The organism is Vibrio sp. AND4, assembly GCF_000171815.1.
GTDB lineage: Bacteria > Pseudomonadota > Gammaproteobacteria > Enterobacterales > Vibrionaceae > Vibrio.
This window is the reverse complement of sequence record NZ_ABGR01000002.1, coordinates 122907-137073: the sequence shown is the minus strand read 5'-3', so window position 1 is coordinate 137073 and position 14167 is coordinate 122907. Positions and strand designations below refer to the sequence as shown.

General features: G+C 45.5%; 10 protein-coding genes. 4 read left to right on the top strand and 6 right to left on the bottom strand.

Annotated elements, in window-relative coordinates:
* Positions 1-81 precede the first annotated feature (81 nt).
* The 5 genes from AND4_RS03345 to zwf form a co-directional block, all read right to left on the bottom strand.
* Entirely contained in the window at positions 82-1053 is a 972-nt protein-coding gene (locus AND4_RS03345) for a TAXI family TRAP transporter solute-binding subunit (protein ID WP_009841494.1), read from the bottom strand.
* A gap of 329 nt (positions 1054-1382) precedes the next feature.
* Positions 1383-2903, bottom strand: coding sequence for a DUF1254 domain-containing protein (locus AND4_RS03340; protein WP_009841493.1), 1521 nt, complete (start codon positions 2901-2903; stop codon positions 1383-1385).
* Between the two features lie 358 nt (positions 2904-3261).
* Positions 3262-4710, bottom strand: a complete 1449-nt coding sequence (gene gnd, locus AND4_RS03335; protein WP_009841492.1) for a decarboxylating NADP(+)-dependent phosphogluconate dehydrogenase — start codon at positions 4708-4710, stop codon at positions 3262-3264.
* 41 nt (positions 4711-4751) lie between these two features.
* On the bottom strand, positions 4752-5468 hold the full coding sequence (pgl, locus tag AND4_RS03330; RefSeq protein WP_009841491.1) for a 6-phosphogluconolactonase: 717 nt from the start codon (positions 5466-5468) through the stop codon (positions 4752-4754).
* Entirely contained in the window at positions 5465-6967 is a 1503-nt protein-coding gene (gene zwf, locus AND4_RS03325) for a glucose-6-phosphate dehydrogenase (protein WP_009841490.1), read from the bottom strand. Before zwf ends, pgl begins: the two co-directional genes overlap by 4 nt.
* A 928-nt stretch (positions 6968-7895) precedes the next feature.
* Between zwf and AND4_RS03320 the strand changes: the two genes are divergently transcribed.
* The 4 genes from AND4_RS03320 to AND4_RS03305 are packed head-to-tail and all read left to right on the top strand — an operon-like array spanning position 7896 to position 12662.
* Complete coding sequence (locus AND4_RS03320; protein WP_009841488.1) at positions 7896-9311, top strand: TolC family protein; 1416 nt, start codon at positions 7896-7898, stop codon at positions 9309-9311.
* A gap of 3 nt (positions 9312-9314) precedes the next feature.
* Positions 9315-10295: a biotin/lipoyl-binding protein gene (locus AND4_RS03315; protein WP_009841487.1), complete on the top strand. Its 981-nt coding sequence runs from the start codon at positions 9315-9317 to the stop codon at positions 10293-10295.
* A 16-nt stretch (positions 10296-10311) separates the two neighbouring features.
* Positions 10312-11514 (top strand): ABC transporter permease, encoded by a 1203-nt coding sequence (locus AND4_RS03310; RefSeq protein WP_009841486.1) that lies wholly within the window; start codon positions 10312-10314, stop codon positions 11512-11514.
* A complete protein-coding gene (locus tag AND4_RS03305) occupies positions 11511-12662 on the top strand; it encodes an ABC transporter permease (RefSeq protein WP_009841485.1) in 1152 nt (383 codons plus the stop codon). The genes AND4_RS03310 and AND4_RS03305 overlap by 4 nt, the downstream gene beginning before the upstream one ends.
* Positions 12663-13191: 529 nt before the next feature.
* On the opposite strand, the gene AND4_RS03295 is transcribed toward AND4_RS03305, so the two are convergent.
* A complete protein-coding gene (locus AND4_RS03295; protein WP_241210238.1) occupies positions 13192-14109 on the bottom strand; it encodes a hypothetical protein in 918 nt (305 codons plus the stop codon).
* Positions 14110-14167: the final 58 nt, after the last annotated feature.

Below are 14167 nucleotides of genomic sequence, written 5' to 3'. Positions count from 1 at the left end.
GTAAATACGATGGCATTTTTGTTGCTTGAAACATATGACGCGATCTATATCAACACCTCATTTCCTATTTTTGCAACAGGATTACTTTATCAGACCCACTTCTCTGTAGTACTTCTCGGCACCTGGGTGAAGCGGTGCTGATAGACCATCTTTAACCATTTCTTCTTTCTTCAAGTTGGCGAATGCTGGGTGTAGACGACGGAAATCGTCAAAGTTTTCAAATACCGCTTTGACAACGTTGTAAACAACTTCGTTTGGCACTGCCGTTGAGGAAACGAAAGTTGCACCTACACCGAAAGTTTGCACATCGCTTTCTGATCCGCGGTACATACCACCGGGTACATTTGCAACGCGGTAGAAGCTGTTGTCAGCAACAAGTTTATCTACTTGTTTACCTGCTACCGTTACAATGTTGCTGTCACACGATGTTGTCGCTTCTTTAATCGCACCACTTGGGTGACCAACGGTGTAGATCATCGCATCAATCTTATTATCGCACAGCGCTTTTGACTGCTCAGAAGCTTTTAACTCAGACACAAGTTTGAAATCGTCATTCGTCCAACCGTACTCTTTCATCAATACTTCCATCGTACCGCGTTGACCAGAACCAGGGTTACCAATGTTAACGCGTTTACCTTTCAAATCTTCAAATGATTGAATGTTGGCATCTTTACGAGCCACAACAGTGAACGGTTCTGGGTGGACAGAGAATACAGCGCGAAGCTCTTTGAATGGCCCTGCATCTTTAAACTTGCTTGTACCATTGTAAGCATGGTACTGCCAGTCTGACTGAGCGATACCAAGGTCTAGCTCTTTTGCTCGAATGGTATTGATGTTGTAAATGGAACCACCAGTGCTTTCTACCGAACAACGAATACCATGATCAGAACGTGATTTATTCACCAAACGGCAAATTGCACCACCCGTTGGGTAGTACACACCCGTTACACCGCCCGTGCCTATGGTCACGAAGGCCTCTTTAGCAGAAACTGAAAAACTAGTACTTAGTGCAGCCAGTGAGGCCACGGCAGCAATTTGCTTGAGCTTTAACATTGAACGTCCTTATATTTCCTTTGTTTATGGCCAAATAAGTATAGCAACCGTTAACAAGCCGATAACGTGTGAGATCACATCATGAGAAGATGAATTTGAGGCTGATTAGCATGGTTTGGTAGGAAAGTATTAGGCTCATTCACTCCCACCAAGGCAACATAATTAAGAGGTCACGGATGTAAGATTTAAGCCACAAGACCATTTATCGCCAGAGCAAGAGCCTAAGAATACTAAAATTATAAAACGGTCAGAGATAAGAGAGATAAAAAGAAAACGCCGACCCATGAATAGGTCGGCTTTCATCTTAAACTTACCTATCTTACGTTACTTTATTTCACTTCACTGATATCACTTGGTTTCCATGAACCGTCGTACCACGGTTCTAGAGGACCGTATAAGCGTAAAAGACTAAACCACCCTTTGTTTGGAACCGTTTGAATCCAGTTTGCTTCTTTACCCTCGGGGGCGATTGGCCCGAAGTACAAATCAACAGAGCCATCAGGGTTTTCAATCATCTTATTACGCTTATCATTCTTACTTGGGAATGGCTGGCTGGTTTGAAGCTCTGAGCGTGTTTGCGTATCATAAACGACCACAGACCAGAAGTCCTTCGCTGGCACATTAGAAGGGAGCGTCAATTTGTAGTTCTTTCCGCCATCAAAAAACTGACCTTCCGCGGTCTTGTCAATTATGGCGTACTGAGAGCCTTTACCAACCATCTTAAGCGCCATCGCTGGTGTGTTTACCGTTGCCATATAGAAAAAGTAAGTACGCGCGTCCAAGTTACGGCCACCATTGCCCTCATCAATGAGCCATTGGTAATCTTTGCCGATAAAAGCGGTTTTCCAATTGCGATCATCCCAAATGTACGCATTTTCTGTGCGTGGGTTGAACATCAATGCACGAGCCGTTGCGTTCCCAATCGCAGCAGCATCTTTCAGAATCTTCTGCATTCGTGCATCAGGTTCAAACGGCTTACCTTTTTGAATACCAATTGCCGCAATCAAACCACGCATTTCCGGATCGATAAAATCAATCGGCTCTTTGTCGATCACCACTTTGATTTCATCATAGAAGTGCTCGTTATTGGCATGGATAGTATTGAATGCTTTACCACTAACAGAAGTAAATGCCATCTTCGGTTGATCATCCTTCTTGGACAAAGGATAAATCTTCAAGCCAGTATGGTACGAATTCACTGCTGCGTCGGTTTTACCATCTTTCAAAAAACCTCTTGCGATAAACCAGTTAACGTAAGTTGTCGATTGAGAGACATAATAGCCCTCAGGCACTGAGCCATCGTAGTTAGGGGGCAAAATAAGGTATTTGCCACCCTTCCCTTTATCTGGCCCAACCGCACCCATATCGGTCACAAAACGGAAAAATGCATCATTGATGGTGGTAGGTCCCATACCTGGAGGGATTTCAACCACCGTCGGGCCATCACGTTCCAAGTCAAGAAAAGCAGAGGCGTAGACGGTATCCGTGTTTCCCGTTAGGAATAAAGAGTTCGAATCCATCAGATTATCAAACAGCATGACCTGATTGGATTTCGTTAACCCCATCTTTTCATGTCCTATTCGTAATGCTTCTAACGACGCCATCGGGACAGCATTCATAAATACTTCTGTCGCTCTCATCCTATCGAGGTTGTCATAAAGTGTACCCATGGCTTGCTCGCTTGGCACACCATCCTTAAAGATAAGAGTTCCGATACTTGTTTCTACCGTATCAGGCGTCATGATACTGGTTGGAATGTCTGTATTGTAGTTATTGGTATTTGCTAGAAGAGGAGATGAAATCAGCATCCCCGTTAGTAAAGTGAGACGTTTAAGTGAGTCCTTTATCATAAGAGTTTCCTGTGTTAACAGTTGTGAAAAATTCAAACCACTTAAAGTTAGGGAGCTATTTGATTGCTTGCCACACACAACACTGCTTTCACATCCTTTATGCAACACCACTCACAATAAATCTTAATTAAAAACTGCCTAATAAGTTAATACAACGTATGTTCTTTTTTGCCTTTCTCACTGCCATATTGGCGGCAGGGTCGTTCATCAAAGGGCTAACTGATTTGAATCACAGACTCCTTCACTACCGGGAAATACAAAAGGACTCGCTGGCTCACTTTACGTTTACATAGAGTAGGAATTAAAAAAGGATGCCACTTGGGCATCCTTCTGTTTTTATCAGATTACTGATTGCGGATTAAACGTCGTAAGTAGTAGACGCTGTATCGCCGCCTGTACCAGTCCAGTTTGTGTGGAAGAACTCACCACGCGGACGGTCAATACGCTCGTAAGTGTGCGCACCGAAGTAGTCACGTTGAGCTTGAAGCAAGTTAGCTGGAAGACGCGCCGTTGTGTATCCATCTAGGAAAGAAAGCGCAGAAATCGTACACGGCATTGGGATGCCAGACTCTAGAGATTTTGCTGCGACTTTGCGCCATGCTGCTAGGCTGCCTTGAAGAATGTTTTTGAAGTACTCGTCAGAACCTAGGAACGCAATGTCTGGGTTCGCTTCGTAAGCATCACGGATGTTGCCTAAGAATGCTGAGCGGATGATACAACCACCGCGCCACATAAGTGCCACATTACCGTAGTTTAGGTCCCAACCATTTTCGTTCGATGCTTCGCGCATTAGCATGAAGCCTTGAGCGTAAGAGATGATCTTAGATGCAAGTAGCGCTTGACGCAGTGCATCAACCCATTCTTGCTTGTCGCCTTCTACTGGTGTGATTGTCTTACCGAATAGAGATTCAGCTTCAACACGTTGGTCTTTCAGTGCAGAGAGACAACGAGAAAATACAGACTCAGAGATAAGTGTTAGTGGAATACCTAGGTCTAGTGCATTGATACCAGTCCATTTACCAGTACCTTTTTGGCCTGCTGTGTCTAGGATTTTCTCAACCAGCGGCTCACCATCTTCATCTTTGTAGCCAAGGATGTCAGCAGTGATTTCAACAAGGTAGCTGTCTAGCTCAGTCTTGTTCCAATCAGCGAATACTGCTTGCATCTCATCAGAAGACATACCAAGACCGTCTTTCATGAACTGGTAAGCTTCAGTGATTAGCTGCATGTCACCATATTCGATACCGTTGTGTACCATTTTAACGAAGTGACCTGCACCGTCGTTACCAACCCAGTCACAACACGGTTCACCAGCATCAGTTTTTGCAGAGATACCTTGGAAGATTGGTTTAACCGCATCCCAAGCTTCTGGAGCACCACCAGGCATGATTGAAGGGCCAAAACGCGCACCTTCTTCACCACCAGATACACCAGTACCAATGAAGTGAATACCCTTGTCACGGCAGTGTGCTACGCGACGGTTTGTATCTGGGTAATTCGTGTTACCACCGTCAATGATAATATCGCCTTCGTCTAGAAGTGGGATTAGATTGTCGATAAAGGCATCAACAACATCACCAGCACGAACCATAAGCATCACTTTACGTGGCGTCTCTAGCTTCTCTACGAGTTCTTCTAGAGAGTATGCACCAACGATGTTTGTGTCTTTCGCTGGACCTTCCAAAAACTCGTCTACCTTCGCAGCAGTCCGGTTATGTGCCACAACTTTAAAGCCGTGGTCATTCATGTTAAGGATAAGGTTCTGACCCATTACAGCAAGGCCAATTACACCGATATCACCTTTCATTGTTTCTCTCCAAATTGTCTTTTATTCGACCAGCGACCGCATTAAGCGATTTTGGCCGCTGCGTCTAAATCTAAATACCATTCCGTCAGACCCGCTTTTGCTTGGATCTTTGCTGCCGGATATGGAAGTACAGGGGCTGGTGAGCTATTTATCTCTTCGATAATGTCTGCTTTACCCGCACCGAGTACTAAGTAACTGATGCGCTTCGCCGCTTCTAGCACGCGTGCCGTCTTCGATACGCGAATCTGACCAGATTCAGGATGAGAAGCCAATACGGATAGGTTCTCATCATCGTAATTTGTCTGACCAGGAAACAGTGATGCGGTATGACCATCTGCACCAACGCCAAGCAAGATCCAATCAAACACAGGGGTGCCATTTTCAGTTGGAATCACATCGCTCATCTCTTTTGCAAAGCGCTCTGCTTCTGCTTTTGGCTCCTCTTCACCACGGATGCGGTGGATGTTCTCAGCAGGGATTTTTACCTGCGTAAAAAGTAGCGCATTGGCCTCGCCATAGTTGCTTTCCGCATCATCTGGCGCAACACAGCGTTCATCACCCCACCAGAAGTGTAGGTTTTGCCACTGAATTGATGTCGCATAAGCGTCTGTTGCCAGAAGTTTAAACAGCATTTTAGGTGTGCTGCCGCCAGAAAGAGAGATGTGAACAGGTCGGCCCATTTCGCTAAACGCTTTCATATCGTTAGCAAGGCTTTCTACTACCTGCTCTGCTGTTTGGTAGATCTTGTGGTTGATCATAGTTCGCAGTAGTCCGTGTCTGTTAGGTTTTTACAAGGGAAACGCCATGCGCGGTTAGCTCGCTGTAGCAAGACGTCCGCTTCTTTTGGTCCCCAAGTGCCACAAGCGTAACCAAATAGCGCGTGTGGGTCTTGCTTGAAATCTAAAATCGGTTGCACGTATTTCCAACAAGCTTCAACCGCATCGCTACGAGCAAATAGCGTCGCATCCCCGTTTAAGGCATCGAGAAGCAGACGCTCATAAGCCGTCAGCATTTGGGTTTCTGGCAGATCAGCGTAGTGGAAGTTCATCTTCACTTCCTTCGCTTTAAAACCTGCCCCCGGCTCTTTCAGACCAAAGCTCATTTGGATGCCTTCGTCTGGTTGAATACGAATAATCAACTTGTTCTCTGGTGCGTTTTGACCAAACACCGGATGTGGCGTCTGTTTAAAATGGATAACCACTTCGGTGACGCGAGTCGGTAGACGCTTGCCTGTACGAACGTAGAACGGCACGCCATTCCAACGCCAGTTGTTGATATAAGCTTTTAGACCAATGTATGTCTCAGTGCGAGAATCATCTGCTACACCGTTTTCTTCACGGTAACCCGGGAGGTGCTGACCACGAACGTCCGATGCCGTGTACTGACCGAGTACAAGGTCGTTACGTAGAGCATTCTCATCCAGAGGTTTAAGGCACTGAAGCACCTTTACAACCTCATCACGCATGGCGTCTGCATTGATCTGCGCTGGCGGCTCCATGCCTACCATTGCTAGCACTTGCAACAGGTGATTTTGGAACATGTCACGCACTGCACCAGAGCCGTCGTAGTAACCACCACGCTCTTCTACGCCTAAGAATTCCGCGCCTGTGATTTCCACGTAATCAATGAAGTTACGGTTCCACAGCGGCTCAAACATCGCGTTAGAAAAACGAAGGACAAGCAGGTTCTGAACCGTCTCTTTACCAAGGTAATGATCGATACGGTAAATCTGATGTTCTTGGAAGTGTTCGTGGATTTCTTTGTCTAGCGTGCGCGCTGATTCAAGATCATAACCGAATGGCTTTTCAATGATCAGACGTTTCCAACCATCTTCTTCCTTATTCAGACCATGTGCTGCAAGACTCGCAGGGATCACGCTGTAAAGGCTTGGTGGCGTTGCAAGATAGAAAAGCGTATTACGCTGTTCGAATTGGTACTTATCGGCAAGTTGGTCTAATCGAGTCACCAACTTGCTGTAATCTTGTGTGTCAGAAGTATTGATTGCTTGGTAATGCAGGTGGTTGATAAATGCATTAAGCGTTTCTGGCTCGGTTTTCTCCATTTCCTGAAGCGATTTCTTCAGCTTTTCTCGGTAAGAATCGTCGCTGTATTCAGTGCGACTAACGCCAAGAATGGCAAAATTCTCTGGAAGCTGTTTGTTCGCATAGAGGTGGTATAGAGCAGGAATTAACTTACGATATGTAAGATCACCTGAAGCACCAAAAATAACGATGCTGCTGTTTTCTGGTATTACCATCATCTTTCCCTTTAAAAACGAGGTACTTATTGTGTGCCCGGATACGGCTAAAGGATTGAGCCAACCCTATCAATGGCACCCCAAAATAGAAAATTGGTCTTACCTATTACGTTGATAGGTAAGGCCTATAGACCCAAACATCGGCATTTACTCAGGCTTTAATGAGGCTAAGCTTGCAATAATGACGTCGGATTCAGGTCGCTCATGTCTTTAGAGTACCATTTCGGACTCCACGGAAAGAATGAGATTTCCGACACGGGGACGTATTGTCTACGACTATTTGATTTACATCAACACTTGGTAGTGCAAACGTTTAAATAATTTACACAAAATGACATAAGCTGTTGAATAATTGAAAATAAAGACTGCGTATCTTGACAGCAACAATTCAAGTAAAAGCTCTAGACCGAGGAATGATTGTTCGAATTTGCAATCCATTACATGAGTAATGTGTGGTAGGTTGCATTTGTGCCGTCGTGTATCCAAACAACATTGCGCTACCCTGTCACTTTTGTGCCTGTATTCTGCATTTCCGTGCGCCACACCCATTTCATCCTGACTTCACATACTTATTGCCGAGGTGAGATATCAAAAGCTCATCCTATTCTCTTTCTCGCTCAAACATGTTTTGATGTTATTCATTATCAAACACAAATTGCCACTTGAACCTTGAACAGGATCACAGCAAATTTCACCCTTATTGAGGCGCGATTAAATTTTCCAGCTTATACTATAAAAATCAATAGGACACGAGAGTTTGAACAATTAACAAACCAGTTTGCCGCCGATTTGTCATTAACACTTGTGCCGAAAATTCACAGACTAGCTATACGCAACATTTTTCCAACAATTCTTTGTTCTAACCACTTAACACCATCCGATGAATACTCTATATTAGAGTTGGTACTCTAAAAATAAAGCAACCACTATGAAAAAAACCGGAACATTCTGGATTTTGGGCCTTCTGAGCAGCTCGATATCTCTTGCTTGTCACTCGGCTCCTATCACATTTACTGATGCTTGGGATCTGTTATTACAGAACAACTATTCCCTCAAAGCACAACGAGCCAATGTCGAAAGCTATGAATACCAACAAAGTGCGACCGATAACCTCAATTTGCCACAAGTCACTCTTGGCGCAAATTACACACGTTTAGATACCGATGTGACCGTTTCTGGTCAGCAGTTGTTAGACAGTACTGGGCAGCACATTAGTGTTCCACCTGTTTTCCAACCTATTTTCAGTGCTTTGTCAAATACGACTTCAACCATTTCTGAACGTGATATCTTCTCTTCTTCCATTCGCGCCATCTGGCCGATTTTTACCGGGGGTCGAATCAACGCAGCACAAGCCGCAGCGGAAGGCAAAACTGACGAGGCCAAAAGCCAACTCGCGATGGAGCAACAAGCGCGCTTTGAAGATCTATCCAAATACTACTTCTCCGTTGTCCTAGCCAAAGAAGTATTGGCCACACGCCAAGCAGTCGAGAAAGGTTTAATCAAACACCGTGATTTTGCAATAAAGATGGAAGAACAAGGCCAAATCGCCCGTGTTGAACGCCTTCAAGCCGAGGCGTCATTAGACAAAGCTAAGGTCGATACACGCAAAGCTACGAGTGACCTAAGTATTGCTCAAGCCGCGCTTAGCAAAATCTTGGCGCAAGACGATATCGTAGAGCCATCAGAGACTTTGTTTATCAATAGTAGCTTGCCCCCCTTGAGCGCGTTTGTTGACCAAACCCTGCTGACCTACCCTGGTTTAGATTTGTTGGATGCCAAGCATAAGCAAGCATCCAACTTAATCAAGGCAGAGAAAGGCAAATACTACCCAGAAGTGTATCTATACGGTGACTATAGCCTGTACGAGGATGACTCGCTTGCCAGCCAAATGAAACCAGATTGGCTAGTGGGTGTGGGCGTAAATATCCCACTGATGGAGTCCACAGGGCGCAGCGAAAAAGTGAAAGCCGCACAGAGTATGGTCACCCAAGTCGACGCGCTGAAATCACAAGCGACACAAGACTTATCCCTTCTGGTACAAAAAACCTATTTAGAAGCACAACAAGCCGTTGATGAGGTGCAAGGTCTGGATTCCAGTATTTCACTGGCTAATGAGAACCTTCGTCTGCGTGAGAAAGCCTTCACTCAAGGCTTGTCTTCATCTTTGGATGTGGTCGACGCCCAACTCTATGTCGCAAGTGTGGAAACACAGCAATCGGCGGCACGTTTTCGTTATCTGATATCTTTAACCAAACTGTTAGCACTGAGCAGCGAAATGAACAGCTTCGCTCAGTACCAAAACACCGCTTACGTTCCAACATCAACACCCAAAGAGGCAAAATAAGACATGGCAGCAAAATCTTTAAAACCCGTTTTACTTTCACTTTGTGCTTTGGGTGTCGCTTCTTGGGTTGGCTATCAGTTTTACCGAGCGTATCAGCCGGAACCTGCTCGCTTACAAGGTTTGATTGAAGCACAGCAATACAGCATCTCTTCTAAAGTCCCTGGCCGTATCGACGAGGTCATGGTGCGTAAAGGCGACAACGTTGAAAAAGGGCAATTAATTTTTACTCTTCATAGTCCAGAAATTGAAGCAAAACTCGAGCAAGCGAAAGCCGGTGAAAAAGCCGCCGGAGCCTTGGCATTAGAAGCAGAAAAAGGCGCCCGTGAGCAACAGATCCAAGCCGCTAAAGACCAATGGTTGAAAGCAAAATCCGCTGCGAATTTAATGGAAAAAACCTACCAACGGGTCAACAACTTGTATAAAGATGGCGTGGTTGCAGAGCAAAAACGTGATGAAGCAAGGACCCAATGGCAAGCTTCTAAATACACAGAAAGCGCAGCATTTCAGATGTACGAAATGGCGAAAGAAGGCGCCCGTAGCGAAACCAAAATTGCCGCAGCAGAGAAAGCGCGTATGGCAGCAGGCGCCGTCGCCGAAGTAGAAGCGTACGCACAAGATACCAAGATCTACAGTTGGTTTGATGGTGAAGTATCTCAAGTACTACTGAAAAGTGGAGAGCTTTCTCCTCAAGGTTTTCCCGTTGTTACTGTGATCGATACACAAGACTCTTGGGCGACGCTTAACGTTCGTGAAGATTTGCTCCAGCACTTTACTAAAGGCGACACCTTCAAAGCTTACCTACCCGCATTAGACAAAGACGTTGAGTTTAAAGTGACGCATATCGCTGTCATGGGAGATTTTGCAACATGGCGGGCAACCGACGCCTCGAAAGGGTTTGACCTTCGTACTTTCGAAGTTGAAGCTCGCCCTATCCAACCAGAGCCTGAACTTCGAATGGGCATGAGCCTTGTGGTTGAGCTGTAATCACCTAGGTATAGCTATGACAATTCAAATCTCACAACGACAAATCCTGCGGCACGATAAGTGGTTGCTCTCTTGCTTAACGTGGGTGCCGATATTGTTGGCCGTTACCATGTGGGGTATTTTCTCCGCGGGCATTGCAAGAGACCTCCCGATTGGTGTGGTTGATTTGCAGCATTCCCCATTGTCGCGCAAAATGATTCAGTCCTTTGATGCCTCTTCTACCCTTTCTGTTGATTATCACTACGCCAGTGCCACAGAAGCCAAGAATGCCATGATTGAAGGCGATATCTACGCTTACGCCGTGATTCCGCCTCAGTTTGATCAAGACATTCTCGCGCACCGTCAACCGCAGTTATCGGTTTTCATCAACAGCCAATACATTTTGGTGGCGAAGTTGATCAACTCGGCAGTCGCACAATCTCAAGGGTATTTTAATGCTCAGATCGAAACAATGGGGCATCTAGCAAAAGGCAATACCACAGCGCTCGCTGCCATTGGTCAAGCAGTGCCAGTTTCAACTCAAATCACCGCCTTGTTTAACCGTAACACCAACTACGCGCAGTTCTTGGTGACAGCGGTTGTGCCTGCTATATGGCAGATCTGTATCGTGGTCGGTACCATATTGATTCTCGCTGCACATTTTCGTTTGTATGGTAATGGCGACAACAAGTTTGCATTCTTGGGCCAACGCCCCTTCTCTCGACTAAGCAAAATTCTTTGCCAATATATTCCCGTATTTATGATGCAAGGTGGGCTGTTCCTGATCTGGTTCTATGTGGTATTAGATTGGCCGATGGAAGGCAGTTACATCGTGATCTTATTGGCACAGTTGGTAACGACAATCGCTTGTATCATTATGGGGGCATTGTTCTTTTTCTTATCCATGGACCCTGCACGTGCCCTGAGTTTTGCTGGTGCATTCACAGCACCGAGTTTCGCGTTTATGGGCATAACCTTCCCGGTTTCAGACATGAATACTCTCGCCCATGCATGGAGAGGTTTACTGCCTATAACGCATTACATAGAAGTTCAAGTGGATCAGGCTGGCTACGGCGCAAGTGCTGAGCAATCTATTGCCTCACTTTGGCCTATGATTGGGTACATCCTCCCCCTAGTAATGGTGGCAATGCTCATGACAAAGCATCGCCGCACCGCTCTGCAAAATCACGTATCCAAAGCTGAGAATAATAAGGCTGACACTTCACAGGAGGCAGTATGACACTGTGGCAACTGATCAAAACAGAACTTCGCTCAGTAATGACCAACCCTGTCGTGGTACTGACCGTGTTTGGGGGCGTGGTATTTTACTCATTTTTGTACCCTCTTCCGTACGCACAACAAACCCCGAGGGAGCAGCCGATTGCGGTGGTGAATCTCGACGGTAGCCAAACCAGTTTAAAGCTTGAACGTATGGTGGATGCTACCCCCCAGGTCAAAGTAGTGACTCGCCTGTACACCATCGCCGATGCAAAACAAGCATTCTTAAACCGTGAGATTACTGGTTTCTTGGTGATCCCAGAACACTTCTATAAAGATTTGATGTTTGGTCGCAGCCCGACTTTGGCCTATGCCGGTGATGCCTCTTACTTTTTGGTGTATGGCACGATTGTCGAGGGTTTGGCCCAAGCAGGCGGTACGCTGGGTGCAGAGGTAAAAGTGAGCAAGATGGTGATTGATGGTGTACCATTAAGTCAGGCAAGCCACGATTACTCAGCGATCAAACTCAACCTGAAACCAACCTTTAACCCCACCATGGGCTACATTGAATACGTGGTACCAGCAGTATTTGTTTTGATCCTTCAACAAACATTGCTCATGGCAATAGGCTTACAAACGGGCACACAACGTCATGGCCGGGGCTACTGGTCACACGTCCCTACCAGTGCTTTGTTATTCGCAAGAACCTTGGTTTTTGTCGCTATCTACTACCTGCTGAGCGCCTACTATTTTGGCTTCAGCTTTGAGCGCTTGAACGTAAACCATGTTGCGAACGCGAGTGAACTGCTTAGTTTCTTGCTGCCTTTCTTACTTAGCAGCTGTGGTTTAGGTATATGGCTGGGTTTCTTGCTACCGAGGCGTGAGCTGGTGACATTAGTCGTGCTGGTGAGCTCAATGCCCTTAATCTTCCTAGCAGGATTTATTTGGCCTGTTGAGGCTATTCCTGCTCCATTGCTTTGGTTTGCAGATTTAAGCCCAAGCACATGGGCAATTAAAGGTTTCTTAGCGCTTAATCAAATGGGCGCAACGTGGCAGCAAGTGGCTAAATACTGGACTGCACTTTGGGTACTGACGTTACTCTGGGGCGTCGCAGCTTACTGGATTGCCAAGCGTCATACTAAGCCAGTAGTCACACAGAGCCTTGGATAGCCGCGTTATCCAAAGACACAAGGGGCCTTCGTTGCCCCTTTTTGTTTGGCTGATAAACTCTGAACTTTTGGCTGCGCAAATTTTGTGGGTCAATTTTAAGCTGGCGTTGACAGAGGGAATAACGTTATTTCAATGACTCCCCTGTAAGGGAAAAAGGTTGCCCTACCATCTTCATTGAGCATTGCTCGATGGTAAGCTTCCATCTTATCAATATCATAAAATGGCCTATCCCCTGTTCTTCGATATTCTTGCATAAGTGCTATGGTTTCATGAGCATCTTCGACTAGATAGGGAAATCTGGCCACGATTCAACAGTAACGTAAGTTGCCAGAATAGAGAGCATCAGCATCCATGGAACAATATAATAGTTGCGCCGATTATGGTAACCCGTCCTTACCTTCAACACCTTATCTTCCATTGGAATAACGGCAACCTCGGAGCGAAATTCCTGCCACCACTTGGAAAAAGGCTGGACTTTGGTATTAAAAAACCAAAATCGACGTTTCATCTTATAACTCTAGTATTAACCCTAAATTGCATGACCTTTTACCCGATTTGTTTGGTAGTGAGAAACGAGGTCATCTTGGGCTGCGAGGGCTGCTTCAACACGTTGTTCAAAGTTATCCGGCTTTTTATCTTTGCGTAAGAAGTATTTTGCTGGCTCCCTTGTAAATGACTCACCTGTAATCACCGCCTCTTTGCCATGCTCCATAAATGCTAAGATTTGAGCTAATGGGTAAGTCATATCACTCTCTCGGTGAAAAGAAAGCTTTCCGATATCAATGCCCACGATCCCCATCGGTCTATAGCCCGTTTGTTTTTTGTTCTCAAACTGCAACACGATATTTAAGCCAAGGTGATTTTCTAATATCCCCATTTTGTTAAATGACGCTGCGCCAACCCTTCCATGCCGCCACGAATAGACAATCTGCCGGTTTCTATCAAAGTAAACTTCCGCGTCTTGAGGTTTCAACAAGAAAAGCAACCACAAACCTAAAGATAAAGCGCCCATGAAAGAAAAAAGGCCGATACCGAAAAGGAAATGATCTAGTTCTCCAAGTTGTTTAAGCGCTCTCATGTGTGTAAACAATGACACATCACCGTCTTGCTCAAAATAGACACTGTAGGCTTGAATTTGTTGTTCTTCCTCTATAATCCAGTGTTTAAACTTAATCGCTTTTTCTTTATTTCCTTCTTTTTCAGCTCTCTGAGCCCACTTATCGTAATCTGTTCTCCTTTCTTGATGAAAGTCAATCATACGCGCAGCCTGAGCCTTGTGAGCTTCAAAATCATATTGGTAGCGAGAATCGTAGATAAAATACAGAGTCAATACGGTTAGCATCAGCATCCATGGGACGATAATGGTATTGCGGCGAGTATGGTAGCCAGTCCTTAACGTCAACAGGTTATCATTGACCCTCATACAAGGTTCGAGTGGGTCTTTCATCGGAACAACGATCACTTCTGCTCGAAATTGCGCCCACCACTTTGAAAAAGGTTGCGCT

Coding starts and splice junctions, on each gene's coding strand:
- AND4_RS03315 (WP_009841487.1), top strand. CDS start 9,315: ATGGCAGCAAAATCTTTAAAACCCGTTTTACTTTCACTTTGTGCTTTG.
- AND4_RS03320 (WP_009841488.1), top strand. CDS start 7,896: ATGAAAAAAACCGGAACATTCTGGATTTTGGGCCTTCTGAGCAGCTCG.
- AND4_RS03295 (WP_241210238.1), bottom strand. CDS start 14,109: ATGAAAGACCCACTCGAACCTTGTATGAGGGTCAATGATAACCTGTTG.
- AND4_RS03305 (WP_009841485.1), top strand. CDS start 11,511: ATGACACTGTGGCAACTGATCAAAACAGAACTTCGCTCAGTAATGACC.
- AND4_RS03345 (WP_009841494.1), bottom strand. CDS start 1,053: ATGTTAAAGCTCAAGCAAATTGCTGCCGTGGCCTCACTGGCTGCACTA.
- AND4_RS03310 (WP_009841486.1), top strand. CDS start 10,312: ATGACAATTCAAATCTCACAACGACAAATCCTGCGGCACGATAAGTGG.
- gnd (WP_009841492.1), bottom strand. CDS start 4,710: ATGAAAGGTGATATCGGTGTAATTGGCCTTGCTGTAATGGGTCAGAAC.
- zwf (WP_009841490.1), bottom strand. CDS start 6,967: ATGGTAATACCAGAAAACAGCAGCATCGTTATTTTTGGTGCTTCAGGT.
- AND4_RS03340 (WP_009841493.1), bottom strand. CDS start 2,903: ATGATAAAGGACTCACTTAAACGTCTCACTTTACTAACGGGGATGCTG.
- pgl (WP_009841491.1), bottom strand. CDS start 5,468: ATGATCAACCACAAGATCTACCAAACAGCAGAGCAGGTAGTAGAAAGC.